Origin of the sequence: Streptomyces sp. NPDC096013 (genome assembly GCF_044763565.1) — a bacterium.
In the GTDB taxonomy this organism is placed as follows: Bacteria; Actinomycetota; Actinomycetes; order Streptomycetales; family Streptomycetaceae; genus Streptomyces.
The window spans coordinates 403,320-427,689 of record NZ_JBIWGK010000009.1 but is presented as its reverse complement, the minus strand read 5'-3'; the positions used below and the strand labels follow the sequence as shown (position 1 = coordinate 427,689).

At 65.1% G+C, this 24,370-nt stretch carries 21 protein-coding genes; 6 read left to right on the top strand and 15 right to left on the bottom strand.

Annotation, left to right across the window (positions count from 1 at the left end; all coding sequences use genetic code 11):
* Positions 1–224: 224 nt before the first annotated feature.
* Entirely contained in the window at positions 225–737 is a 513-nt protein-coding gene (gene msrA, locus ACIRB1_RS29710; protein WP_266771903.1) for a peptide-methionine (S)-S-oxide reductase MsrA, read from the top strand.
* A gap of 244 nt (positions 738–981) precedes the next feature.
* Here msrA (ACIRB1_RS29710) and ACIRB1_RS29705 read toward each other — a convergent pair whose 3' ends face one another.
* The 4 genes from ACIRB1_RS29705 to ACIRB1_RS29690 all read right to left on the bottom strand — a co-directional run bounded on the left by ACIRB1_RS29705 (position 982) and on the right by ACIRB1_RS29690 (position 3,912).
* A complete protein-coding gene (locus ACIRB1_RS29705; protein ID WP_403467579.1) occupies positions 982–2,016 on the bottom strand; it encodes a threonine/serine dehydratase in 1,035 nt (344 codons plus the stop codon).
* Between the two features lie 92 nt (positions 2,017–2,108).
* Positions 2,109–2,708: a hypothetical protein gene (locus ACIRB1_RS29700; RefSeq protein ID WP_403467578.1), complete on the bottom strand. Its 600-nt coding sequence runs from the start codon at positions 2,706–2,708 to the stop codon at positions 2,109–2,111.
* 3 nt (positions 2,709–2,711) lie between these two features.
* Positions 2,712–3,308, bottom strand: coding sequence for a DUF4291 domain-containing protein (locus ACIRB1_RS29695; protein ID WP_403467577.1), 597 nt, complete (start codon positions 3,306–3,308; stop codon positions 2,712–2,714).
* A 154-nt stretch (positions 3,309–3,462) separates the two neighbouring features.
* Positions 3,463–3,912 (bottom strand): DUF4304 domain-containing protein, encoded by a 450-nt coding sequence (locus tag ACIRB1_RS29690; RefSeq protein WP_352180920.1) that lies wholly within the window; start codon positions 3,910–3,912, stop codon positions 3,463–3,465.
* 64 nt (positions 3,913–3,976) lie between these two features.
* On the opposite strand from ACIRB1_RS29690, the gene ACIRB1_RS29685 reads away from it, so the two are divergent.
* A complete protein-coding gene (locus ACIRB1_RS29685) occupies positions 3,977–5,455 on the top strand; it encodes a recombinase family protein (protein ID WP_403467576.1) in 1,479 nt (492 codons plus the stop codon).
* Positions 5,456–6,126: 671 nt separating this feature from the next.
* Here the strand turns inward: ACIRB1_RS29685 and ACIRB1_RS29680 are convergent.
* From ACIRB1_RS29680 to ACIRB1_RS29665, 4 genes are all read right to left on the bottom strand, one after another.
* Positions 6,127–7,500, bottom strand: coding sequence for a replication initiator (locus ACIRB1_RS29680; RefSeq protein ID WP_403467596.1), 1,374 nt, complete (start codon positions 7,498–7,500; stop codon positions 6,127–6,129).
* 296 nt (positions 7,501–7,796) lie between these two features.
* Complete coding sequence (locus ACIRB1_RS29675) at positions 7,797–7,994, bottom strand: hypothetical protein (RefSeq protein ID WP_352180100.1); 198 nt, start codon at positions 7,992–7,994, stop codon at positions 7,797–7,799.
* Between the two features lie 11 nt (positions 7,995–8,005).
* On the bottom strand, positions 8,006–9,307 hold the full coding sequence (locus ACIRB1_RS29670; RefSeq protein ID WP_403467595.1) for an FtsK/SpoIIIE domain-containing protein: 1,302 nt from the start codon (positions 9,305–9,307) through the stop codon (positions 8,006–8,008).
* Complete coding sequence (locus ACIRB1_RS29665) at positions 9,307–9,657, bottom strand: hypothetical protein (protein ID WP_403467575.1); 351 nt, start codon at positions 9,655–9,657, stop codon at positions 9,307–9,309. Before ACIRB1_RS29665 ends, ACIRB1_RS29670 begins: the two co-directional genes overlap by 1 nt.
* Positions 9,658–9,820: 163 nt before the next feature.
* Between ACIRB1_RS29665 and ACIRB1_RS29660 the strand changes: the two genes are divergently transcribed.
* Positions 9,821–10,600, top strand: a complete 780-nt coding sequence (locus tag ACIRB1_RS29660) for a GntR family transcriptional regulator (protein WP_403467574.1) — start codon at positions 9,821–9,823, stop codon at positions 10,598–10,600.
* Positions 10,601–11,013: 413 nt separating this feature from the next.
* On the opposite strand, the gene ACIRB1_RS29655 is transcribed toward ACIRB1_RS29660, so the two are convergent.
* Both ACIRB1_RS29655 and ACIRB1_RS29650 read right to left on the bottom strand, forming a co-directional pair.
* Positions 11,014–11,310, bottom strand: a complete 297-nt coding sequence (locus tag ACIRB1_RS29655) for a hypothetical protein (RefSeq protein ID WP_403467594.1) — start codon at positions 11,308–11,310, stop codon at positions 11,014–11,016.
* 328 nt (positions 11,311–11,638) lie between these two features.
* Positions 11,639–12,193, bottom strand: coding sequence for an ATP-binding protein (locus tag ACIRB1_RS29650; RefSeq protein ID WP_403467573.1), 555 nt, complete (start codon positions 12,191–12,193; stop codon positions 11,639–11,641).
* A 207-nt stretch (positions 12,194–12,400) separates the two neighbouring features.
* Between ACIRB1_RS29650 and ACIRB1_RS29645 the strand changes: the two genes are divergently transcribed.
* A complete protein-coding gene (locus ACIRB1_RS29645; RefSeq protein ID WP_403467572.1) occupies positions 12,401–13,777 on the top strand; it encodes a sporulation protein in 1,377 nt (458 codons plus the stop codon).
* A gap of 3 nt (positions 13,778–13,780) precedes the next feature.
* Here ACIRB1_RS29645 and ACIRB1_RS29640 read toward each other — a convergent pair whose 3' ends face one another.
* The gene (locus tag ACIRB1_RS29640; protein WP_403467571.1) at positions 13,781–14,695 is read right to left on the bottom strand and encodes a phosphotransferase enzyme family protein; all 915 of its coding nucleotides are present in this window, start codon (positions 14,693–14,695) and stop codon (positions 13,781–13,783) included.
* A 625-nt stretch (positions 14,696–15,320) separates the two neighbouring features.
* Between ACIRB1_RS29640 and ACIRB1_RS29635 the strand changes: the two genes are divergently transcribed.
* Both ACIRB1_RS29635 and ACIRB1_RS29630 read left to right on the top strand, forming a co-directional pair.
* On the top strand, positions 15,321–17,702 hold the full coding sequence (locus ACIRB1_RS29635; protein ID WP_403467570.1) for a hypothetical protein: 2,382 nt from the start codon (positions 15,321–15,323) through the stop codon (positions 17,700–17,702).
* Between the two features lie 293 nt (positions 17,703–17,995).
* The gene (locus ACIRB1_RS29630) at positions 17,996–18,712 is read left to right on the top strand and encodes a hypothetical protein (RefSeq protein ID WP_403467569.1); all 717 of its coding nucleotides are present in this window, start codon (positions 17,996–17,998) and stop codon (positions 18,710–18,712) included.
* A 34-nt stretch (positions 18,713–18,746) separates the two neighbouring features.
* Here the strand turns inward: ACIRB1_RS29630 and ACIRB1_RS29625 are convergent, their stop codons facing one another.
* The 4 genes from ACIRB1_RS29625 to ACIRB1_RS29610 form a co-directional block, all read right to left on the bottom strand.
* Positions 18,747–20,033 carry a hypothetical protein gene (locus ACIRB1_RS29625; protein ID WP_403467568.1) on the bottom strand — a complete coding sequence of 429 codons (1,287 nt, stop codon included), beginning with the start codon at positions 20,031–20,033 and terminating at the stop codon, positions 18,747–18,749.
* Positions 20,034–20,166: 133 nt separating this feature from the next.
* Positions 20,167–21,495 (bottom strand): serine/threonine protein kinase, encoded by a 1,329-nt coding sequence (locus ACIRB1_RS29620; RefSeq protein WP_403467567.1) that lies wholly within the window; start codon positions 21,493–21,495, stop codon positions 20,167–20,169.
* A gap of 708 nt (positions 21,496–22,203) precedes the next feature.
* Positions 22,204–22,914 (bottom strand): peptide-methionine (S)-S-oxide reductase MsrA, encoded by a 711-nt coding sequence (gene msrA, locus ACIRB1_RS29615; RefSeq protein WP_403467566.1) that lies wholly within the window; start codon positions 22,912–22,914, stop codon positions 22,204–22,206.
* Between the two features lie 292 nt (positions 22,915–23,206).
* Positions 23,207–24,325: a hypothetical protein gene (locus tag ACIRB1_RS29610; RefSeq protein ID WP_403467565.1), complete on the bottom strand. Its 1,119-nt coding sequence runs from the start codon at positions 24,323–24,325 to the stop codon at positions 23,207–23,209.
* Positions 24,326–24,370: the final 45 nt, after the last annotated feature.

Here is a 24,370-nt window from a genome sequence, read left to right as displayed (position 1 = left end):
GGCGGAAGGCCGGGCGGTCGTAGGGGCGGGGCGGTACGGTCGTGGGGCGGGGCGCGGCGCCCCCAGGCCCGGGGGACGCAGGCGCGCGGCGGCCATACGGGCGAGGCGGGTCGGTCGTGGAATCGCCGGAGGCCCTCGTGTGTTGAGCACACTGGGTAAAGGGCGCCGGTGAGGTATGTGCCGAGCAGCCCCTAGGACCGAGTGACGGAAATTGGAGGGTCGCAATGGCTGCGCAGACGCAGAGGGCCGTGCTGGCGGGCGGATGCTTCTGGGGGATGGAGGAGCTGGTCCGCCGGCTCCCGGGCGTGACGGCGACCCGGGTCGGTTACACCGGCGGGGACGTGCCGAACGCTACGTACCGTAACCACGGCACGCACGCGGAGGCCATCGAGATCCTCTTCGACCCGGAGCAGACCGACTACCGCGCGCTCCTGGAGTTCTTCTTCCAGATCCACGACCCGAGCACCAAGAACCGCCAGGGCAACGACATCGGCCTCAGCTACCGCTCGGCGATCTACTACGTCGACGACGAGCAGAAGCGCATCGCCGAGGACACGATCGCCGACGTCGACGCGTCTGGCCTCTGGCCGGGCAAGGTCGTCACCGAGGTGGAGCCGGTCGGCCCGTTCTGGGAGGCGGAGCCCGAGCACCAGGACTACCTCCAGCGGTACCCGGACGGGTACACCTGCCACTTCCCTCGTCCGGGCTGGCGGCTGCCGGCTCGTACGGAGGGCTGAGCGGGAGGGGTGGGTTCGGTCGGGTTCGGCCGTCGGGTTCGGCGGGGCTGAACGCTGACGGGGTCCGGCGGCCTGGCTCCTAGGGGCTGGGCCGCACGGCTTCTACGGGCTGGGCGGCCGGGCTTCGCCGGGGCGGGCGGTGAGGCTTTGCCGAGCCGATCCGGGCCGGGGCGTGGGCTCCGGTTGGGCTGGACCCTGAGTGCTGAGCGCTGGGCTTTGGTGGGTTCGGGCGTCGGGGCTGTCGTCATGGCCGGTTGGCGGTGTCCCCGGCGACCCACCGCCGATAGGCATCCGCATCGACATTGCTGCCGCACACGACGGTGACCACATGCCGGCCCGCGAAACGGTCCCGGTCCTCCAGGACCGCCGCGATGCCGAGCGCGGCCGACGGTTCGACGACGAGGCCCGCGTGGTCGTGGAGCATCCGCATACCGGCGACGATCGACGCCTCCCGGACGAGGACCGCATCGTCGGCGACCAGCAGAAGATCGTCCAGGACGGCCGGGATGGGGTACCGCCCGGCGACACCGTCGGCGATGGTGTCGGTCGAGTCCGTCGTGACGACACGGCGCGCGTGCCACGACCGCGTCATCGCCGGCGCGCCCGACGGCTGGACACAGATCACCTCGACACCGGGCGCCAGGGCCTTCATCACATGCCCCACGCCGGTGGCCAGCGCCCCACCGCCGAGCGCGACCAGCACGGTGTCGAACGGCCGCGCGGTGTCCGCCAGTTCAACGGGTTCCGTCCATTCCGCCCATTCCACCTGCCCCAGCGCCTCCACCAGTTCCAGACCGATGGTCGCCGCGCCCTCGCAGGTCTCAAGGTCGAGACTGTCCTCGACCAGCCGGACGCCCTCGTACCGCGCGACGGCCGCCGCCCGCTCGCGGGCCAACTCATGGTCCCCGTCCACCAGTTCCAGCCGAGCACCCAACGCGCGAATACGATCCAGCTTGGCCGCCGTCGCGAAACGGGACGCCACGACGGTCACATCGAGCCCCCGACCACGACCGGACCAGGCGAGGGCCTGCCCGAGATTGCCGGCACTGGCACACACCACGGCCCGCGGACCCCGCTCGGCGAGCAGACTCGCGACCACCTCGGTACCGCGCCCCTTGAAACTGCGCACCGGGTTGGCCGTCTCGAGTTTGACGCTCACCGCACACCCGAGACCTGGTTCCAGCGCCTCGCAGCGATACAGCGGAGTACCGAGAAACACCGGGTCGATCACCCGCCGGGCCGCCCGTATCCGATCGATGTCGAGACGTGTCTTCGTCACGACGTGGCAGCGTAGTGGTGCCGGTCCTGTTCCAGCCGGGCGGAGGTCTGGCGCTCGCAGCAAGTCATGTTCGGCATCCAGCAGTTGGCCTGTCAGAGGCCCGATGCCTGGCCGGACAGCCAGTCGGTGTGCCGTGCGCGGAGGTGGTCCCGTTCCGCGGGGGTGGTGAGGATGACGTCCGCCCCACCGTCGTAAGGATGGTGGATGCGCCGGAGGCCGGTGTCGGTGACGAACACGTCATGGAGTAGGTCGTCCGCTACGGCGCGCAGCAGCTCGTCGACGCAACCGTGTCGCCATGCGCGCCAGTCGGCGTAGAAGCGAGTGTGGGTGCGAAGCTCCGGGTCGTCCTCGTCCGACTCGGTCCACCAGTGGATGCCGTCGGGGTGCAGTGTCCGGCGCGGCCCCGACCAGGGGTTGGGCCTGGCGGATGGCCCCGACCAGTACCAGTCGACGGACACCACGAAGACCTCCGCGCCCGCGAACAACTCGTCGAGGACGGTGTTGTACCGGTGCAGCACGACGGCGTACTCGTCTTCGGACTCCGGATACCGCTTCGAACCAGGCAGACTGTGAAACCTCACCCAGCGATCCGTGTAGGTACTGCGGAACGCATGGGCGACGGGCGGGCCGGACGGCCACCGCTCCCGCCACAGTGCCGCGAGCAGTGTCGATACGTCGTCGTCCGTGCTCATCCGTCAACCCCGAAGGTGGGCAAGGAGTTTGTCGCCCGCGGGATACGGGCGCTCCCGAGGCAGCAATCGCGCCGCCGAGTCGAGGTCGCCGCCGTTCACGAGTGCGTGTATCTCGCGGGCCAGCGGCGTCACATCGCGGATGCCGACCGTCCACTCGTCCGCGTAACTCCGCACCGCCTCACCGGAGAGACCGAGTTGCAGCGAGCGATACGGCAGCGGCCGCAGGCGCAGATCCCGCTCCGGGTCCCACTGCACCCGGGCCGGCGCACTCCTCAACTCCCGTTTCCAGCCCGCGAGATCGGGGTGCACCCCACGGACGTAACTCGACAGACACGCATGCCGCAGCGCCCACTCGAAACCCTCGCGGGTGATGTCGACAGCGAGAACGGTCTCCTGGCCCGCCTTGGTGCCCCAGCCGCAGCGGTACATCATCCACAGGAACGACGGCTTGATCCACGCCATCCGGTCCCGCCTCCACGCCCCGCCGAACCGCCCGTCACGCGCGGCCGGCAGGCCGATCTCCGGGGGATACGCCTGGTACACGGTGATCGTGGACTCCGAGTGGACCGCTCGGATGCCGCGCTGCGGTTGTTCTTCCATGGCGTACAGGGTGGGGGCGCGGCGGATCACGAAGCCACCGGTTTTCGGTGGCTGCCGTCGCCTGTCACCTGTGGTGCCCCGCGGTTCCCGACCGCCCCTTCAGTTCTCCACCGTTCCCGCGGCCCGCTACCGCTCCCCGCTACGCGACCCGCCCTCACGCAAGCCGCCGCTCCCGGATCGCGGGCAACGCGTACTCCGTCACCGCACTGATGACCCCTCGGGCAACCGGCTCGGGGTCGGTCGTGGCCGAGATCGTCCACCAGGTGTCGCGGTTCGCGGGGAGGAGCCTGCCTATACGGCTGTGCCAGGCTGCCGCGCCGTACACCGTGTTCGGGCTGGGGCGGGCCGGCAGGTGTGGTTCGCGCCGGCGCGCCTGGGCCCAGCCGCGCTTGTCGGCCACGGTCACGTTGACCGTGAACTCGATGTGCTCCGCCGTACCGCGCGACGCCTTCTGGAAACCGATCAGCGCCCACGTCTCCAGATGGGGCAGCTCGTATGTCCACCCCGACCCCTTGAAGCCGAGCGCCCGCAGCCCCGGTGCGATCCGCGCCCGCATCAACGAGGCGAACGCCTGCTGCGCGGTCGGCGCGGAGCCCTCAGCCATCGGCCGGCGCCACACCTATCGGGCAGGACACCCCGGTCCCTACGAGGGTGTACCTATGTGACCCATGACGAACTCCACGGGTACGAAGGGCACTTCGGGTACGAGGCGAGCAGCGATCTACTGCCGGATCAGCCAGGACCGGGGTGGCGCCGGACTCGGGGTAGCGCGTCAGGAAGAGGACTGCCGGGCACTGTGCGACCGCGTGGGGTGGGACGTTGTGGCCGTCCACACGGACAACGACGTCAGCGCGTATTCGGGAGCGCCCCGGCCGGCGTGGCAGGAACTGTTGGCGGCGGTGAGTCGGGGTGAGGTCGAGGCGATAGCGGTATGGCACGTCGACAGGATGACCCGATCGCCGCGTGAATTGGAAGACGTCATCGATCTCGCGGACCGCCAAGGCGTTGAACTCGCCACCGTGAGCGGAGAGATCGATCTTGCAACACCGACTGGCCGGATGGTCGCTCGCATGCTGGGAGCCGCCGCCCGCCACGAGGCGGAGCACAAGGCCGAGCGCCAGACACGCCAGCGTCGCCAAGCCGCCGAAGCGGGGCGGGTGGCCGGGGGCGGGAAGCGTCCGTTCGGGTACGAGGACGACCGCGTGACCATCCACGAGAGCGAAGCGGAGATGCTTCGTGAGGGCGTTCGGCGTGTGCTTGCGAACGAGAGCCTGGCGAGCATCTGCCGTGACTGGCAGGCACGGGGGATCGTCAGTCCAGCGGGCAAGCCCTGGAAGCCGAGCGGACTGCGCCGATTACTCGCGTCGGCCCGGATCAGTGGACGTCGTGAGCACACCCCGCGCGGTTCGTGGGAGGGGACGCGCCCGCTGCTCGGGGAGATCGTTGCCGATGCTGTCTGGCCCGGAATCGTCAGCCACGAGGATTCGGACCGCGTACGAAGAATTCTCAGCGACCCGGCACGGCGACGCCGCGTGGAGGGCACGACAAGGCGTAGCTATCTGCTCTCCGGCGTCCTGCGCTGCGGGAAGCCGAGGGAGGACGGGAAAGCGTGCGGGTGGGGAATGAGCGGCCGTCCCCGGAGCGGTGTAGCCCGGTACGTCTGCCCCAACACCCCAGGCACGGACGCGTGCGCCGGTACGGCCACCAACGCCGAGCGGACCGACCAACACGTGCGGGACATGGTGTTGGCCGCACTGGAGTCGCCCGCCTTCATGAGGCGCCTGCGGGATCAGGACGACGCAGGGCAGGAGCTGTACGACGAGATCCGGGAAGACGAGGAGGACCTTGAAGCCCTCGCCCTAGACGTCGGGGAGCGAAGGATCAGCCGCAAGGAATGGATGATCGCCCGCCAGCCCATCGAGGACCGGTTGATCCAGAACCGGGCCAAACTCGCGAAGGTCTCGCGGATCGCGGTTCTCAGGGATTTCGTCGGCAGCTTCGAGGACATGCAGGCACGTTGGAAGAAGATGAACAACTCCCAGCGCCGGGCGATCGTCACGGCGTGCGTGCGGTCGATCGAGGTACGTCCGGCGAACCCGAGGAAGCGATGGGACGAAGATCGCTTTGTATTCGACTGGATTGCCTAGCCAGCGATCAACCGCTGTGCTCTATTGAAGCGTTGGGCGGTTGTACTACTCTGGAATTCAATGACCTGGGCGCCCAGAGGCGCAGCAGATCGGGGGATGCACATGAACAGCGTCCTACCACGTGTGTTCTGCCACGTGGTGGCTCCAGGGCGCCCCATGCGTCGCTTGGCAACGTTCTCGCTGCGTTGACATTGGCCGTCTGGATTCATGTGTGTTTCCCGTCGACATGTCCGGCTGCCGATGTCCGCATGGAACTCGGAAGGACCGTCGTGTCTGCTCCTTCTCAGGTGTGTAACCACCGGCTTTATGAAGTTCTGATCGCTCTTGAGGCGTCCGTAATCTTCGGGCTCCTGGCTGGCCTTCTCGTGGCTGTGCTCGGTGCATCGCCGCTAACAGCAGTGGGTGCAGGAGGCGCGACCATTGCAGGCTGCTTTGGTATCGCCATGGGTGCAGTCACCTACATCACGAAACAGGACAACTAGCGTTACGCGTGGGGCGGCTGTGCTCTCAGCCGCCCCAATAGCGCAGAGTCTCTGTCGGGAGGCCCGGATTCGGACGGATCCGGCTCGACGAGGCGGAAGGCGAGCGCAACGCGTTCGATCACTGCCAAGTCTTCGATGACCGGGGGGAGTCCTTGCCGGGCCCGAGACTCGGCAACCCGTCTCCGTAACTCATCCGGTACCAAGGGCGCCTCCGGACGTGGCGGAGACGGCGTCATGAGCCGCTTCCCGATTGGCCTTCAGATCTTCGGCGATTCCAGTGGCGATGAGTGCGGCGCCGGGGGTGTGGCCGGAGCCGACGTAGCGCCAGTGCCGATCGGTGACCGCGTCGGGGAGGTCGGTATGGCCTACGTGGTGGGCGCGTTCGGCGCGGAGGACTGCGTAAGTGGTGGAGTAGGCGCGGGACTTGGTGAGGATGTGCCCCCGGTAGCCGAGGGTGTGGGTCCAGGTGCGCAGGTTCAGAGGCTCGTACTCGGGCAGTGCGCCGAGGCGCCAGCAGGTGCGCATGAGGGTGCGGACGTGTTCGCTGACGGGTGCCATTTCGATGTCGTCCCGGGTGGTGACCCTGTGGTCGATGCCGGCGCCGGTTTCGCTGGCGCCTTTGGTGACGTACTTCGCGACGTACGCGGCCACGGCGTCATCGTCGGGCCCATCACTTTTGGAGTGCAGCGGACGGGCATCGAGCTGGCCGCCCCAGCGCAAGGCCAGTTCACCCACGGCCGGGCTGTAGGGGGTGTGGACCTGGACCCGCCGGGCGGAGGCGCGTACAGCATCGATCAGCCGCTCGGCCGTTCCCCACGCCGGGGGGTCGTCGTCGGGGCCGTTCGGGCCGTCGAGGCGGACGACGGCGTGGACGTGGACGGCTGCCCGTTTCTGGTACTCGGCGACGCGGGCGAAGGACAGCCGGGCATGGGCCGAGAAGTGGGACTGAACGATGCCGGCCGAGGACGCCAGGCGCCGACGAACGTCGATGACGAACCGGTCCCACAGCTTGGACGCGTGCGCGTGCCACAGCACGTGGCCCGGGTAGTGGTAGCAGTCAGGGCACAGGGGTTGACCGACAACGGGCGCGTCCGGGGCGTGGACAGTGCCGCAGCCGAGGGGGCGTCCGTGTTCGCAAGTTCCGCCGTCGCGGCGGGGGCGGCACCGGTCATCTCCGGCGCGGTGGACCGGGCCGAAGGACGGGGCGGTCAGGGTGATGAAGAGGCGGGGTCGGTTGCGGATGCTGGCGGGGATGTTCTTGCCGCCGAGGAGGCCCGCGCGGACGAGGTGGAAGGTGTCGCCTGCGTGGAGGCGGGAGCAGGGGGCGCAGACGGTGGCGCGTCGGTTGCGGCAGCGGACGAGGAGGCGTTCGCCGGGCTCGGTGCGGGTCTCGTAGTGGTGGAGGATCTCGCCGGTCGTGCCGTCCAGGGTGGTGGTGGAGCCGGAGAGGTGGACGGGGTGGGCGCAGCCGCCGGTTGCGGTGATCTGCTCCAGCCAGCGCGGGAATTGAGGGTCCTGGGCAATACGGAGTGCGTCGCGGTCTGCTTCGGGGAGCTGACGCAGGCGCGCCGCGCGGTCGAGGGCGGCGCGCCTGTCAGCCGGGGTGAACTCCGGGGTGATGGTGGGGACCTTCCGGGGTGGGCCGCCGAAGCGGCTCGGTGGGTGGGTGGTGGTGCGCCGTTGTCCATGGGGTGTCCTCTCGGTGGTGCGGGTTATGGGGTGTCGGTCAGCGGATGGTTCCGGTGCCCCGGCAGACGCGGCAGCGCCGCAGCCGTCCGGTCCAGGTCCTGCGGGCGCCGTCGCCCTTGCAGAACGGGCACCTCACGCGAGACATGGGCATGGTGGTGGATCCCTTCAGCTCAGGTGTGGGAGAAACCGCTGATGAACCAGATGACGAGGCCGTGGATGGTGAAGACCACGGGGGTCTGGCCGAGGTAGACCCCGAACAGGCCGACGCAGACCGCTTCCCAGGCCCGCACGTCACGGGATCGGACGAGGAGGACGGTGATGATCCCGAAGATCACCGCGAACGTGAACGCCGTACCCTCACTGATCACATCCGGGCTGTTCACTTGTCATCTCCTTCCAGCGCCGCAAGGGCACGGCCGATGGCGGGCAGTTCGGGGGTCATGCCGGAGTACTTGCGGGCCGTGGACATCGCCTCTTGCGTGGGGGTGAGGTGGGAGCGGGCGCGGCTCCATCCGCCGTCCGGGCCCGTGCACACGGCCACGCCCCGTTCCTCCGCAGTGATCGTCTGAGCGACGGCCACGGCGTCCTTGTTGAGGTCGCCGAGGGTCATTTCGGCGGTGGCGGGGTCGTTGACGCGGTGGCAGATCCGGCCGCCGAGTTGGGCGCGCAGGGCGGTGACGCCGGGGCCGAGGTCGGAGCCGACGCGTTGGCCGGCGACGACCAGGTGCAGGCCGAGCGCGGCCCCGAGCTGGCCCAGGCGCAGCAGCAGGGTCGAGCACTGCTCGGCTTCCGCCTTGCTGTCACGGGTGCCGTCGGACAGGTACAACTCCGCGATCTCGTCGACGATCACGACGACGGGTATCGGGCGGAGCTTGTCGGGCAGTTCCCAGATCGAGCGGACACCCGCCGTCCGGCAGGCACTCATGCGGTCCTGCATGTCGACCACGAGGGCGGACAGGATGGCGACCGCTTCGCGTCGGCAGGTCGCCAGCGCGCTCAACCGCGCGGTGAACAGGCCGAGTTCCATGCCGCCCTTGCAGTCGATGCCGACCAGGGCGACGGGTTGTGTGGCGAGTTGGGTGATGAGCCGGGCCAGCAGGGTTGACTTGCCGGAGCGGGTGGCCCCGGTGATGAGCCAGTGCGGCACGAGGCGCAGGTTCATGACCCAGGCGCCGCCGGACTCCAGCGCCCCGATGAGCGCGGACAGCAACTCGGCCGGAGCGGTGGCTAAGCCGGGCCGCTCCAGTGGATCGCTGGCCATCGCGGTCAGCAGCACCACACCGCGTTCGGGCGAGGTGACGCGTACCGCGTGGACTCTCCACGCATGCACGAGCGCTTCGGCCGCCTTCATGTACGTCATCGGGGTCTGGCCCGCGTGCAGCCGCACCGTCACGCTCAGCCCCATGCGGGTGGCGCGCGGGAACGAGGCCCGGGGTGCCACTGGCCGTACCGGATCGCCCTTGACGATCAGGTGCCCGACCAGCGTCCGTGCCGGGAGTTTGGACACGGACAGGTCGTTGAGCAGGGCGACCCGCCGCCAGGTGAACAGCACCCGCCACGCGGTGAGCGGATACCCGACGACGTACCAGTGCCAGGCCGGGCGGTGCCGGCGCACCAGGTCGCCGACGACCAGCAGCCACGCCAGTACGGCCAGGGCGAGGGCGAGCAGGACGGGTCCCATCACGCGTCACCGCCCTTGCCGTGCGCCGCCGGGGTGCCGTGCACGGGGGTGATGGCGTCGGCGCGGAAGCTGACGCCGTGCCGGTCGCCCATCGACCACATGAACGCGGTCAGCCCGGTGACGCGGACGACCTGTCCTTCCTGGATGCCCTTGGGTTCGCCGCTCACCGCGATCTCGATGACGGAGATACGGCGTCCGTCCTGCCGCACGGTGACGGCCACGGTCCAGACCGGGTTGCCGTCCCGGTCCTTCTTCACCTCCTGTGTCTCGAAGTTGCTGATCTTCGTTTCCGGGGCGATGGCGCACCGCAGTACGCCCAGTCGCGCCGTGTCCACGGGAATGGACTGCATTTCGTTGGCCTCCTAGGCCGGTCGGACGCCTGACATATTCAGACGTCACTTGTCCTTACGAGTTATGACTATGAGGCTCTGTACGGCGAGAGCGCAAGTACTTATGCTGACGAGTGATGTCGCACGTGCGACGTGACTACGACCTCAACCCGGAGATACCGCCATGTCGGAGATCCAGCGCCCCGGAGCCCTCTACCAGCAGGTCGCCGCCGCCATCCGCGAAGCGATCCTGTCCGGCGAGTTCGCCCCGGACTCGATGCTGCCGTCCGAGACCCAGCTCATGACCCGCTACGAGGTCTCGCGTCCCACCGTCCGCAACGCGATTGCCGCCCTGCGCGCGGAAGGCCTGATCGATGTCCGGCACGGCAAGGGCAGCTTCGTGCGGACGGACGGACAGCCCGCGCTCACCCTGGAGCGCCGCATCAGCCACAGCAGCGAGGGCAGGTTCGTGATGCCCAACGGGGACATCTGGCAGGAGGCTGAGGAGCCGAGCACCTACCGCACTCACACGACGAAGGACACCGGCCGACTCCTCCAACTCGACCAGGAGGAAGCCCTGTTCGGCTGTGACCGGCTGCTCACCGACCCCGCCACCGGAACGCGTGCCATCCACCGCACCCTGATCCCCTTCGAGGTCGCCGAAGCCGTCCCGCTGCTCGGCAAGGAACCGTGCAAGCCCCCGGCAGCGATCTACTGGGTCCTCACCCAGGCCGGACACAAACTCACCTGGACCGAGACCGTCCGCGCGCACATGCCGACGCCCGACGAACGCACCACGCTCCGCCTCCCGGACGCGACGCCGATCCTGCACGTGACCCGCACCGCGCACGGCAGCGACGACCGCCCGCTGTTGCTCGAAGAGCTGCGCGTGGGGGCGGACCGTGCCGAACTCGCCTACCGGATCACCGCCGACAAACAGCCCGCCCGACGCACCCGCACCTGAGCGGCAATGGGCATCGGTCGAAACAGTCTTCACTTCCTCAAGGGCGCGCCTGCGGCGCGCCGGGGCGCCCTGCCGCCCCGGCCGGGCGTGCGGCGTGGCCGCCGGTCCCGCCCGGTCGGCAAGCGCCCCGCACCACCACAGCGCGCCGGCGGAGGCGAAGCGTCGAACGGCCGTCGTAGGCAGGGGTGTTGGGGGCTGGGGGTCGCCGAGTGTCGAGACTTTAGGCAGCTCCCATGGGGCGAGCCTCGAAGAACAGGGGGCCGATCGGGCTGAACACGGGCAGGCTCCAAGAGACTGCCCGATCCGCCGGCGAGCGTAAGGCCCCCTGTTCACTCGCCCCATGGCAGCTACCGCCCAAAGTCTCGACACCCGGCGACGTGCCCACGTACCGCACTCACCAGCAAGACGACGCCTCACCGCGCACCGCCGTCGCCATCCGCGAGCGCCTCCAGGAGACCGGCGAGCCGGTTCACAGCACCCGGCCAGCCCGACACCCGCACGACCCCGCGCCCCTCCTCATTGGTCGAGGCGACCGCCCGCAGTTCGGACAGCTCGAACCCGACACCGAGGAACGCCCGGTTCAATCGGTCAGCGACTCCCCGAGCCTCACGCCACCCCTGCATATAGTCGACGCCGGACACCCACAGACCGGAGTCCATGCCGTCGACGCCCAGACCATCTCTCAGCCAGTCCTCACCCGCGCCAGTCACCGCGTCCACCTCAACCCTTCTTGGTTGACGGTTCGTCAACTCGCTTGATTTCAGGGCCAGAAGCGACGCAGCGCAGCGGCCCCGGTACCATCAGGCACCGGGGACCGCTGCGTCCCCTGCCGGGCCACCCTTCGCTTTCCACGGCTGACGGGGTGGCCCGGTTTCGGTCTTAAGTTGTGAAGCGCGGCCCCTCAATCGGGAGGGGAGCTCCCGGGGTTCCGAGGAGCCGCGCTCCGTGGCCGAAGGGGTCAGACTCCGGCCGGAGTCCGGGCCGCCACCCACTCCCGATCGCGAGGGAGTGAAACAAGAGGCGGTAGCCCGGCATCTTTCAGGCCGAGTTCTCAGCCCGCACCCGGTCGAGATCCAGACGGCACCAAACGGTCTTGCCGCCTCTGTCTTGCGGGGACCACCACACCGCGTCGGCCAGCCGCTGAACGATCAGCAGCCCGCGTCCCCGGTCCGGCAACAGGGCTTCGGAGAAGTCGCCTGCGAGATCCGGCGAGACGAACTCACCCGCCGCAAGCTCAGGAGGAGTTGAGTCCTCATCGGCGACGCCGATCACGAGCACCTCGGGCCACGTCATCAGCGAGACGTCGATTCGCCGTGCGGCACCAGGGATCGCCCTGGAGTCATCCGGCACCGCGTGATGTACGACGTTGCCGACCAGCTCCGACACGATGAGCTGGGAGTCCTCGACCGCGTGCCCCAACTCCCAGGTCCGGAGATAGGACCCCACCATGTCGCGGGCTGCTTTGCTGCAATCCGGCGATTCAGCGAAGAGCGTCAACGCCCGGAAATGTCCGGTGGTCGGGTCGTACGGCGAACGGCGTGGAGCGCCTGTCGTCGAGGCGTTCGCCGAGTCTTTGCTGTGCTGCACGTCCACCGCGTTCCCTCCCGAGCACTGAAGGGCCCCTTGGCCCTCCGATCTGTGCCGACCAGTGAACGACGCGGACCACGCCACCGGGAGCGTCCACAAGGGGGTTCACGTGAACACCGGCAAAGGCAAAGGGGGTTCGCCAATGAACCCCCCACGGAGTTACTCCTGTGACACGATGAACACTCGCCGTCATTCTCGGGTTGGCAGGGGAGCATGAACCGAGAACCAAACGCGCAGTTGATCGCGGTCATGGACGAAGCGAAGGTCTCGAACAAGGGCCTTGCGAAGCGCATGACAGACGAGGGCGCCCAGCGCGGCATGACCCTGGGAACGACGCACGTCGCCGTGAAACGCTGGCGAGAAGGCGCAGGCATCAGGCCGCAGACAGCCGCCCTCATGGCAGATGTTCTCTCGAACAAGCTCCGTCGCCGCATCACGCCGGGCGAACTCGGCTTCTTCGGCCACACCAAGTCGACGGCCCCCGAGCCTGTTGGCTACCCGAGCACCGTTCCCGACGTTCTGTCCATGCTCGACGGACTCACTCACGAGCACGCCGACGCCCCCGCTTCGGACACACTGACCGTCGCGGACGCCGACCTCAACTCCGCCGTCCTGTCATGGATGATCGCCCGTCCCGACGGCATCCAGGCCGACAGACCCGATCACCGACGCATCGGCATGCGCGACGTCCGCGCGATCAAAGAAGCCGCCGGCCTGTTTATGCAACTCGACTTCAAGTACGGCGGAGGCCACGGCCACAAGGCACTTCGCCACTACTTCCGCGAAGACGTCTTGCCGCTGCTGAACGCGAGCTACAGCGAGAAGGTCGGCATCTCGTTATTCGGCGCCGCGGCCGAGATCTCCCAGTTGCTCGCCTGGACCGCGTACGACGTCGGCAACCACCGACTTGCCCACCGCTATCTGACCTCAACGCTGCGCCTGTCCCAGGTCATCGACGACCGCATGTTCGGCGCCCGCATCCTCGGCAACCTCAGCCACCAGGCCAACTACCTGGGCAACCACACCCAAGCCATACAGCTTGCCCGCGCCGCAGTCGAGAGCGCCAAGGGCCGGGCCACCCCACGCGCCATGTCGAACTACTCGGCCATGGAAGCCCGCGCCCTGTCCAACGCGAACGACGGAATCGCGGCAGCCCGCGCGATGAAAGAGGCCGAGCGCCACTTCGAACGCGCCCACACAGCCGAAGACCCAACATGGCTCGGCTACTTCGACGAAGCAGAACTCATGGGCGAACTCTGCCACTGCTTCCGCGACCTCAAGATGCGCCGAGACTCCGTCACCCAAGCCCAACGCGCCGTGGACAGCACCGACCCCAAGTACGCCCGAACCCTTGGTTTCTGCCGCATGGTGCTCGCCCAAAGCCAGCTACTCAACGGAGAGTTGGAAGCCGCCGTAACCACCGCGAGCCTCGCAGTCGACGGCGGCGACTCCCTCCAATCCAACCGCTTCCAGCGCTACGTCACCGACTTCCAGAACGAAGTCAGCGTGCACGCGACGAACCCCACCGTGGCCGCCTTCAACGAGAAGGTACGTGACGCGCTCAACCGCCTGGACGAGGACGACGAGTAGCCGCTACCAGGGCCGCCAGTCGCGAGGCCCGTCGTCATCGCGCAGACCAGCAATACGCCGGCGGTACTCAGCCGCCGTCGCTTCGTCCTCCTGCACGTTCTGCATCAACCACGTCGTCATACCGAACTCTTGAATGCCCCGCAGCGTCTCGTACCCGTCCCAGTCGTGCAGGTCCCGCCCGTAGGCCGCCACGAACTCGGCGTACTGTTCGTCGGTCTGCCAACCAAGGCTGTGGTGCTCAACGGCCGTGACCATGAGATCCCACTCAGGGTGGTCGTAGCAGAACATTTCGAAGTCGATCAGGATGACGCTTCCCTGTTCGTCGACCATGAGGTTCTGTACGTGGGCGTCCCCGTGTACCGGTCCCTTGGGCGTCTCGAATCGCAACTCGGCGTACTTGTCGCGCAGTTCGCGCCAGCGTTTCCGCAAAAAGTGCTTGTCATCGTCCGGGATCACCGCCCGGTCGAGCCGCAGCGCCTGCTTGTCGAAGGGATCGTAGGACGGCAGCACGAGACCGTCAGGCACGCTGAGCGAGTGCAGATCCCGCAGGATCCCGCCCAGCTCTCCGTATGTTGCCTTACGGTCCCCCTCCACGATCAGATGCCAGACCGTCACCGGGTGACCATCGACCAAAAGAGGCTGTTCAAGGTCCTCAACGATCCGCGCCGACGCAAACCCTTCCTCAGCCAGCCACCGAGACACGTCCACTTCCGTCCGGGCTTTGGGTAGCCACTCCTCGCCCCGCGCCACACGCACAATCACCGGCACGGAAGTCAACCGAAACAGCGCGTTCTCCCCGAGGCGAATCAGTTCTGCGCCTCTATCGTCGAGCCCCGCAGCCCGGCACGCGGCGACCATCACCCGCGTAGCCCTCGCCGACGTGAACCCCTCTTCCGATCGAGCAGCGTCAACCGCCATGCCCGTACCAGCTCCCTAGTCGCGCGCGATCAACCAGCGCACGCCTGCGGGTGACCAACCCGACGTGCACCAGACACGAACATGACGGTACCCAGGAGGAGACCATCTCAGAGAGAACAAGGACTCTCGGCTTGAGAAGCTGCGGATATTTGTGCCTGGCTCAGTTGCTGGACCTGGGTGAACGGCCGATCCACGGCCTCGTCGTTCTGGCTGCTTTCACCGTGGTTCCGTGGTCCCCGCTCCACCTGGTGCCCTTGCGGGCCAGGTCCTGCGGACGCCCGCGATTCTTCAACCCTACAAGGATTCAAAACCGGCCGTTTGGCCAGAATGCGACTTCGACTCACCTATGCAAGGTGATCCATGATGGCCTTACAGCGGTTGTGCTGGGGCTTCCCCCAGTAGACTGTGTCGCCAGCATGGCTGCAGGTTGAGCGGATTGGGGGCGGTGCTGTGGCAAATCCAGGTCAGCGCATGTTGAGTACATTGAGTGAGGTAGAGGCGGCTTCGAGGGGCGGGGGTTCGGATGCTCCAGGAGCAATCCTCACCACAAGCGACCTAGATCTGTTGTCGTGTCTTGCGGCTGAGCCTTTCGATATTGAGACGGCTCTCGAAAGGCTGATGTCTGATGCAAATCAAGATTGAATCTGAGCGCCGTAGAGGCCTGCGCATCATAGATGAAATCCCAGATATAGCCCTTTGTAGAATTCAGGGGCATAACGGCATCGGCAAGACGAACGCAATCAAACTATTGTCCCTCTGTGCAGGAGGGACTCCCTTTCGGGGCGACGCGGCATCTTGGGCCTCGTTCAAAAGTCAACTGCTTTCCGCTCGCATTGAGGTTTCAGGTCTTCGAGACGGTGAAATCCTGGAATGGGATCTCGTACCGGCTCAGTGGCCCGACAATCCAGGAGAGCCACTAGGTGACCTCCTGGGTACAGTTCGCATCAACGGCCGTAATGCGAACATGGCTGACATCCATGAACTCTTTCGCGTCTATCACATCGTCGCCGCAGAGACGCCGCAGAATGTGCTCGCAAGCAGAGTACTCGAAGCTCAGAAAGATATTCAAGGCTGGGATGCTCAGCGACAGCTGAGAGTGAATGCACTAGATGAGCGGCTGGCGGATATTCGCGCCCTAATAACTCAGCTATCTCCTGAAAAGATTGCTACAGAAACCCTTGCGGCCAAGGAAACTCGGCAACGAGCCTTCGTCCTCACAGATAAGCGCGAAACTGCTAATGAGCGCATGACTCTTCTACAGAGGGCCAGGCAGGTATCCGATCACCTCATCGAGGTGCGAGGGCAAGGCCCAGAAATGGATGCCAAGCTGGAGGATCTAAAGAATCAGCTTGAGGTTATTGATCGCCAGAAAGAGGAGCTCAATACAAAAATCGCCGAGGCCAGCGCCAGGCAACATCAAGATGCTGAGGCTGAACGAAAATTTGTCAACGCCCAAAAGTATCTCGATCGGCACGATATTGCTGCGAGGAATGCAAGAACTGCGCTCGATATGCTCGCGGCCAGTGCCGAGGTCGACCCTCACCGCGATGTGATCGATGCTGCCATTCAAGAAGCCAGTGCAACACTGACGCGGCTGACTGAGCTCTTGCCGCAGGTTCATGCAGCTCCGCTAGTCCTGGAGGTGCTCGACGACCTAGTCCGCCGGCTCAGCGAGGCGGAGAATGAAAACCTGGCTGATGCCACGCTGCTGGAAGGCGACGGAGATTCAGCTGCATGGACAGTATCGAGCCTCCGAGAAGCGCTGTTCACCGAGCGAGAAATGCTTGGACAGCGAACTCCCTCCGCGGATGCGGCACGGCTGAGCGAGGAGATCGATCGAACTCGGAGCCGTCTTTACAGTCTTGCTCAAGCGAGAGAAACCCTGACCGAGTTTGAAGGAGCGGAAACTGCTCTACATAGAGCGCAGGAACGTCTGCGACAGGCAGCGGAAGGGCTACCTGAGCAGACGGCACGCACCCTCGATGACCTCATGGCAGCTCGAAATGAGTTGGATCAAGAAGCGGCAACGGTACAGACTCGGCATGCTCGGCTGACGCATACGAGGGAGCTGCTGGGCGGCGGCCTTGACGAGAAAACTCTGTCCGCGGAACTTGCTCAGTTGTGTAAACAGCTCGCAGTGAAGGTATCTCGAATCCACAGTCAAGCCGCGAACGAAGCAAACAAGTTCGAAGACATCGTGCGCGCCGAAACCCAGGCAGTCCAACAGGCTGAACGAGCTCAGCAGGCGTTGGAGAGGCGCGAAGCGGAGATTGAGCAAATAATTCTACAACTGCGGACTACAGAAGAGCTGCGGTGGGTGAGGGAGACAGCTGACATTGCCGAAGTTACCAGCATGGACTTGGAGCAAAAGGCTGCCATGCTCTGTAGGATTGTCGATCAGCTGGATAGGGCCCGCAATAAATTGCACCTAATCGATAAGGCCGTCAGCGGCACCGGCACTGCGCTGAGCAAGCTCCAGATCGGACTTCAGACCGCAACCGGGCAGGACGATGAAGAGCCGCCTTATGACCCAGCAGTCCGGCATTGGTTGGGCCGAGAGGTGCGCCGCTGGTTCGAGGATGATCTTGTTAGAAGAGCACTCTTCGATGGCGGCACTGACATCCGCCTCGACCCGCGTGACATGTCGGTCTGTTGGATCAGTAAAGATGGAGAGGAAGAGCGACGCCCGCTGACTGGATTTTCCAGTGGACAGCAGGTACTTGCTTACACGCAAGCTCAGATTGCGAAGATTGACGTAGAGGAGCTGCCTGCAGCCAACCGATTGATTGCACTGGACGAGTTCGGCTCTTTCCTGGACTGGAAGAACATGTCGAGTTTGGTGCATCTTCTCAAGATTCGCAAGCATGGTATCTCGAAAGACCAAGTTGTCGTCATCCTGCCACTCGAAGCAGACCGGCAAGATCAACGAGAGGGAAATCTGATCGTAGATGGACAGATGCGGAGCCTTGAAGCTCGTGGGTATTTCGCGGAGGAATTGAGCACGTGAGCCCGAGCGATAGTAATCGTGCAGCGTTTGGCGTCCCCCTAGTCCTCACCAAGACAGAGGCCCTCACCCTCCTGCGTGACCTGACCCGCATTTGGACTTTGTGCTACGGAAGGCCACCTGGCGACCTGGATGCCGATCTTGATTTGTGTCGGCACTTTTTCGACCCTCTGGCCAGGGGTAAAACCCTACGAGATCGACTTGCTCAACTGCCCGAAATGCCGAAGGACCTACTTCGCGCAGCATACGGTGAACCCCTCGTAACCGTTGTAGGCGACGGGGCTGTACTAGTTGGTGTGGAAGCCAGGGTTCTTCTGTCGTTGCTTAAGGAAAAGGATCTGGAAGAGGGGCACGTCTTTCTCTTGCCGTCGGAGGTCTCCGACATGGAGAGAAGGGCTCTTTCGAAATATCGAGCGTGGGCAACCGCGCGGTTGAACCAAGTCGTTGCGCTTAGATCCGGTAAGGCTATCGAGGTCATGCAAGCTGTGTCGGTAGGCTTGGTTATTGCCTTGCTAATAAACCGATCGGATGATCCGGACCGGGCCATTCCCAAGCTGTCCAAGGAGACTCCCGCAGGCAAGCAAGTCAATGAGGCCATCTATGCCGGCGCTGAACGCTTCGCGTCAACTCTCGTTCCCACACGCAGTGAGCGTTCAGCTGAAGAAAAGCGGCTCAAAGGAGGATACGGCCTTAGCGAAGCGGGTCGTCGTTTGGCGCATCGGCTTGTCACCATTAAGAGGCCTGGCGGTGAGGATCTGATTCACATTGCTCAAAGCAACAGAGACGAGGTAGTCAGGTTTTTGGGGTTTGATCTAGCCCGCAGGCCAGGACTGACTTCGAAGGTGCTGTCGGAGGCGTTTGACGAACTGGTCCTTGCTTTCCGCGCTGAGGCGGGGAAGCTGGCCCACCGGTCCATGGTGTTCGAGAGAGCTGCTGACACCCGCAATTTGAAAACAGATTTGGTAGCAGCTTTCGATGAGGCTCGGGCTAATGCGCTTCCGCCCAGTGGGTGATGTGAGGCGAGGTCGCGATTTGTGCGGAGCGTACCTAATGTACTTTCTTGAGTACAATCATCCTTTCTGACAGCTCCACGTCGTGGCGAGTAGCGTTGCTTGCCCAACGCTGCCCCCTGCGCCGAAGTACGACGTCTTTCTCAGATGAAAATCCCAAACCTTGAGCAAGTTCGCTTATGAGCCGAGGCGTATCGATGTAGACACCGTATGGTGCACTGTCACCCACCAGCCAAATAGCCGATGCTCCTGGTTGCATCGCCTTGGCTAGCTGACTCAGCACTTGAGCGATAGCTAGGAAATAATCAGGAACCACGCGGTCGTATTCTTTTCCCCTGCGACGAGAGACGCGCTCACCGGAGAGTTTCTCTACGACATCCTCTATTGCCTTATAGACGGATCCGTACCCACGCAGCTCCGATAGTGCGTTTTTCGCCGCTCCCACGCTGCTTTGCTGCGTTGTCGCAGTGATCATTTCCGCGCGGACTGTGTTACACATCTCCGACCAGCTAGAAACGTCCCCCCAGAAATACAGTTCTAGCCGCGTAGCGTCAGCATAGTCGAAGTTATTGAGATACGGAGGTGAAGACACGCATCCCTGAGCACTCGCCTCCGGAATATTTACCCAAGAAGAGGACGACCGTGAGTCGCCGTTGACTACCTCAAGACTTAGATCGGTGGCAAATGTCGCTGCCTGCTGAATGTCTTCTTCAATCCAACTGGCGCGTTGTAGGTACCGAGCCATCGAGTCGCCATATACAGGCTTACGCTCCGAACCAGGCCGCTGGTACGGCCAGCCAACGCGTACTGATGCGACATCGCGAAGAGTTGCTAGCAATGCCCATTTAGCGTGCAAGTGCCACTCCTCGGCTGCACCGCACTGGATGAGGTCACGGATTGAGCATAGGCGCGCCAACACAGGCTTGGTAAAACACCGCTTGACCAGATCGGATTCTCCGTCAAGACGATCCTCCGCAACAACTGCTTGCGACTCTGCTGCTGCGATAAGGTTCTTTACCACGTCCGTAAATGGTCGTGCGTGCGGTGGAGCGGCTCGCAGCTTTAGCTGCCCCAATTCTGCAATCACGGGATGGGCCTCCACCCCGAAGAAGGAATGCCCCGCTTGCCGGGCAGCCGTTCCGGTGACTGCTGAGCCGGCGAACGGATCGACCACCAGGCTGCCCGATGACAGCTCCAAATGAGCCAAGAGCGAAGTTACATAATCTGAGGCAAAACCAGCCGGGTAGCGGAACCATCGATCGAAGGGCTTGGTATTACTGGTTCCGTGCTTCCGACCGCGTCCCGATGCTGGGGTCGGGGGCATGCTTGAGGGTATTACGTCCGGGTGTGAGGGCAGGGACGTTGAACTGGCCTGGTGCGGTACGTCTGGAACGAGCATGGCGCTATTCCACCACGGTATCGGCTGCTGTCGCCACGGTGTCTGCACAAGACCCGCCTTAAGGACCGAGAAGCGCTGCTAGGCCGGCGCTCCTCGGCGTCCACGGGAAGGCTCGGTAGTAGGCCATAACGCTTGCGCCAGCACCCGTCAGGGCACGTGACAGGGCTCGCTCAGCGGTCCCGGTGAGTTCGTCCAACCACTCAGTTGTTCGACGTGTCTGGTCATGGTGCCCGCAGTGCGCGTCTGCCCTGAAGAACTCGGTTGCCAGGTCTTGAGCTAGACCGATTTGCCCGGTTTCCACCAATGCACGCAATGTCATGTGTATAAAGGCCAATGGCGTGCCTTTATACTTCTCGTCCCTGTCACCCCATGGTGTCTGGGTGAGCAAAAAAGCCATGGTCGTTGCAATTTCAGCGATGCGGTCTGGAGTGTTTTTCGCCGACTCGGTGAGGATCGGCGACGTGAGCATCGCGAGGCTATCTAGGTAAATATCTGCATTATTTGGATAGGCCTCTGCGAGTGTAAATAGAGCCTCTGTACTCGCATGTTCGCCTAGCAGGATCTGCTCAGTTAGGCGTTCGGCTGTATCTTCCACGGGCTCATTTCGGTGCTCAAGTACGTTTTGCAGCTTTTCGCGGAGTTCCGTCATGGAGCCTGTGCGCTGCTTTACCTCCTCTTTGGTGCATTCCACAATAAAGGGGCGCCAATGCATCAGGTTGTGGTCGTCTGGGAGGTGGCGTCTCCCCGCCTTAGGGTGTTTTCTCGTCAGAAACCAAGCCGCGACGCGTCCGAGGCTGTAAACATCAGCTGCCCGCGTAGCTGTTCGAGGGTCATCGCTCAATTCCGGGGCGGCATACCCATCGGTTCCGATCTCCTGGCCTGTCCGGGTTAAGGGGTTCTTCGTGGAACCGGGAGGGCGTCTCACCATCCCCCAGTCTGCGACTACCCAGCGCTTCGTTCGGGAGGTCAAACTTGGTAGCGCGAGAATATTGTTTGGTGAGATGTCACGGTGCACGAGGTCTTCCTGATGTGCAATATCTAGCGCATCCGCAATATTCAGAAGGATCGACATCAAGTCTTCTTCGTCGAGCCCTTCCCGCAACTTCTCAAGGGTGTTGATGGCGACTGGCATTGTATACCAGCTATACCCGGGGTCATGCTCGATGATGGGCATTATGTTTGGGTGATGTAGGCGCTTCTGCGCCTCAATCTCTACGCGAATGCGCTCAAGGGCCTGCGGCTTTTCGAGGGGGCGTTTAAGGGCAACCTCGTCACCTGTTCCGCGATGCCAAGCGCGCCGTACCTCTGCGTAACCACCCCGGCCTAGTGTCTTGCCGTCGAGACGATAGACCGTCTTCGGATCGATGCTGGTGTCGTCAACCCCCATAGGGTTGAGGGTACTTGGACAAGTAATCAGTTGACGACCCGTCGGCTGTGGGTTCTGATCGCAGCTCGGGATGTATCGGTGAGGGTGCTTCAGGTCGGCAATGCGGGTTCAGCCGGTGGCTGTCCGGTCTGGGGTCGAGCAGGAACAGCGGTCCGTACGCCAGTTGGCAACTCGGGCAGGCTTTGGACCTGGCCGCGATGAGTTGAGTGGCCACTGGTCTCGCTCAGCGCGGGACCGGAAGGAGTCCAGGACCACCAACGCCTGAGACCGAGTGACCTCCGCGACTGTCCCGCAGCAGAGCTCACCGACACGGATCGTTGCCAGGAAATGGCGACGGTCGAGGCAGTCGGCGCTTCCCCCGTGGCACTCAGGCAGTTACGAGAGCCTCCACCTCGGAATGGACGCCCTCACGGCTCCCAGGCCCCGACGGTGGCGTTCTCGGGGTGTCCTGGGCAACCCGCCGCGACTTCACGCTCCCGAGCGAGCCGAGCGCTGCGGCAACCTCATCCTCCGTGGCGTCAGCCACAGCCTCAGCGATCCGTCGCAGCGCCCCAATCATCTCAGTGCTCGTGCCCGCTGGTCAGAGCGTCCTTCTTCACTGTCAGCGGCAGCAACTTCTTCCGGCTGTCGCTCAGTTGTGGATGTATCGAGCTGCGGGCACACGCCGCAGTCGAGGTCAGATCAGGTGCCTGAAACGCGGCCGTCTGTCTAGTCCTCGCTCGGTGCCGGAGCGATGCCCGTCGGGCAGGACGCCCCCCAGTTCGTCTCGAACAGGGTACTTAGCTTGACCCCGGCCCCGCCGATCCCGCAGTACCCCGCCGGGTTCTTCTCGAGGTACTGCTGGTGGTATCCCTCCGCCGGATAGAACTCCCGCCCCTCGGCCGGGAGTATCTCCGTGCTGATCGTGCCGTAGCGCGAGCGCGTGAGGACCTGCTGATAGGCCGTGCGTGACGCCTCCGCCGCGGCTGCCTGGGCCGGGGTGTGGGTGTAGATCGCTGAACGGTACTGCGTGCCCACGTCGTTGCCCTGGCGGAAGCCCTGGGTCGGGTTGTGCGATTCCCAGAACGTCTTCAGGAGCCTGTCGTACGAGATCAGTTGCGGGTCGTAGACCACACGGACCACCTCCGTGTGACCGGTCAGGCCCGAACAGACCTCCTCGTACATGGGATTCTCGGTGTAACCGCCCTGGTAGCCGACCAGAGTCGTCCACACACCCACCGGGAGCTGCCAGAACTTCCGCTCCGCACCCCAGAAGCAGCCCATACCGAAATCGGCGACCTCCAGATGCCCGGGGTAGGGGCCGAGCAGTGGCGCCCCGAGGACGGCGTGCCGATCGGGGACCGTGAACACCCGCTGCGGACGGCCCTGCAAAGCCTGTTCGCGGGACGGCAGTTGGGGCGTACGACTGTGCAGGAACATACGGTCTCCAATCGGGCCTCACCACGGGTCCGTATGTCCTGAACGGGCGAGAGCCGCCGAGAATTCCGCCACGTTTGCGAAGTTACGACCGCCTCGGGTGCGGCCGCCGTGAGTGCCGCCGCTTCGGGTACGTCCCCTGACGGCAAGGCCGCCTCACCGCACGCCCCCTCACCGCACGACCCCCTCAGGGCAAGACCGCCTCGCCGCACGCCCCCTCGCCGCGCAGCCCCTCACCGCACGACCCCGTCGCGACGCCCCCGGCCGCCCGCCCCTGCCCCGCCCCCCGAACACGTCAGTGCGGCAGACTCGCCGGACTCCCCCCGTTCGCCTCGTACCCCGCCACCGCCAGTGCCCGGTACACCGCGAACTCCGCCGCCGGGTCAGGCGACAGGGTCCAGGGCAGGGCACCGACATGGCCGTCGATGTGTATGAGCTGGTTCATCGCCTCGGACCAGCGCTCCGCGCGGACCAGGAAGAAGACCAGGAGATGGCGGACGTGCGCCAGCATCGGGTCGTCCGGGCGGGCCGCGTGGACGGCGAAGAGCGCGCCGTGGATCGCCTTCTCGACGACCTCGCTCTGGTAGAAGCTGCTGACCAGGTTCACCTCGGGCAGGTGCTCGAAGACCGCGAACAGCGGCATCGCGGCGAGGAGGGAGCCCTGCGGGGCCCGCGCGGCGGCCGCCTCCGCGAACGAGTTCGCCAGCTCGCGCGAGCCGTGCCACTTCTCGCACCAGTAGTGCAGCGCCGCCAGATGCGCCCCCATGTGCGCCGGCGCGCGGTCCAGGATCTTCAGCCACAGCTGCTCGAACTCCGGCTGCGGATACGTCAATCCGCGCGCCACCGACAGCTCGACGATGTACGGCACCGGGTCACCGGGGGAGAGCAGCGCCGCCTGCCCGCAGGCGTCCCGCGCCTCCTCCATGATGATCCGGAACTCGTCCGTCCCCCGTGTCGCCGTACGCCACGCCTGCTGCACCAGGAATTCCGCGTGCACGGCCGCGCCGCCCGCGTCCTTCGGGTGCTCGAGCCGCCACACCCGCAGCCACTGCCCGCCCGGCGTCTCGCTGACCCCGCCGGGCCGCTGCTGCAGCTCCAGCGACGCGGCACCCGCGAAGGCCTGCACGCGCTGCCAGCGCAGCTCCCCGGTGGTCTCCGTGCCGGCCAGCAGTTGCATCGCGGCGCGGTAGTCCTGTGTGCGCTGCACCAGGTCCAGGACGTCCAGCAGGTCCTGGTCGGGGCCGGGCATGCGGATGTCCAGCTCCTCCTCGCGCACGAAGCCGTACGTCGCCGGGTCCGCGGCGTCCGGGTGGCCCGGCGCGACACGCTCGATCATGCCGCGCCCGCGCCGCATGAACGGGACCAGCACGAAGCCCAGCAAGACCAGCGCCATCAGGACCCAGAGAATCTCCATGCCTCAAGCGAACCAGACGCGTCCGACAATTGGCCAACCCGGTCC

What these genes read in the sequence shown, in the direction of transcription:
- ACIRB1_RS29660 (WP_403467574.1), top strand. Translation starts at nt 9,821, where the DNA reads ATGTCGGAGATCCAGCGCCCCGGAGCCCTCTACCAGCAGGTCGCCGCC.
- ACIRB1_RS29640 (WP_403467571.1), bottom strand. Translation starts at nt 14,695, where the DNA reads ATGGCGGTTGACGCTGCTCGATCGGAAGAGGGGTTCACGTCGGCGAGG.
- msrA (WP_403467566.1), bottom strand. Translation starts at nt 22,914, where the DNA reads ATGTTCCTGCACAGTCGTACGCCCCAACTGCCGTCCCGCGAACAGGCT.
- ACIRB1_RS29665 (WP_403467575.1), bottom strand. Translation starts at nt 9,657, where the DNA reads ATGCAGTCCATTCCCGTGGACACGGCGCGACTGGGCGTACTGCGGTGC.
- ACIRB1_RS29645 (WP_403467572.1), top strand. Translation starts at nt 12,401, where the DNA reads ATGAACCGAGAACCAAACGCGCAGTTGATCGCGGTCATGGACGAAGCG.
- ACIRB1_RS29620 (WP_403467567.1), bottom strand. Translation starts at nt 21,495, where the DNA reads ATGGGGGTTGACGACACCAGCATCGATCCGAAGACGGTCTATCGTCTC.
- ACIRB1_RS29685 (WP_403467576.1), top strand. Translation starts at nt 3,977, where the DNA reads ATGACGAACTCCACGGGTACGAAGGGCACTTCGGGTACGAGGCGAGCA.
- ACIRB1_RS29695 (WP_403467577.1), bottom strand. Translation starts at nt 3,308, where the DNA reads ATGGAAGAACAACCGCAGCGCGGCATCCGAGCGGTCCACTCGGAGTCC.
- msrA (WP_266771903.1), top strand. Translation starts at nt 225, where the DNA reads ATGGCTGCGCAGACGCAGAGGGCCGTGCTGGCGGGCGGATGCTTCTGG.
- ACIRB1_RS29625 (WP_403467568.1), bottom strand. Translation starts at nt 20,033, where the DNA reads ATGCCCCCGACCCCAGCATCGGGACGCGGTCGGAAGCACGGAACCAGT.
- ACIRB1_RS29610 (WP_403467565.1), bottom strand. Translation starts at nt 24,325, where the DNA reads ATGGAGATTCTCTGGGTCCTGATGGCGCTGGTCTTGCTGGGCTTCGTG.
- ACIRB1_RS29700 (WP_403467578.1), bottom strand. Translation starts at nt 2,708, where the DNA reads ATGAGCACGGACGACGACGTATCGACACTGCTCGCGGCACTGTGGCGG.
- ACIRB1_RS29670 (WP_403467595.1), bottom strand. Translation starts at nt 9,307, where the DNA reads ATGGGACCCGTCCTGCTCGCCCTCGCCCTGGCCGTACTGGCGTGGCTG.
- ACIRB1_RS29635 (WP_403467570.1), top strand. Translation starts at nt 15,321, where the DNA reads ATGCAAATCAAGATTGAATCTGAGCGCCGTAGAGGCCTGCGCATCATA.
- ACIRB1_RS29690 (WP_352180920.1), bottom strand. Translation starts at nt 3,912, where the DNA reads ATGGCTGAGGGCTCCGCGCCGACCGCGCAGCAGGCGTTCGCCTCGTTG.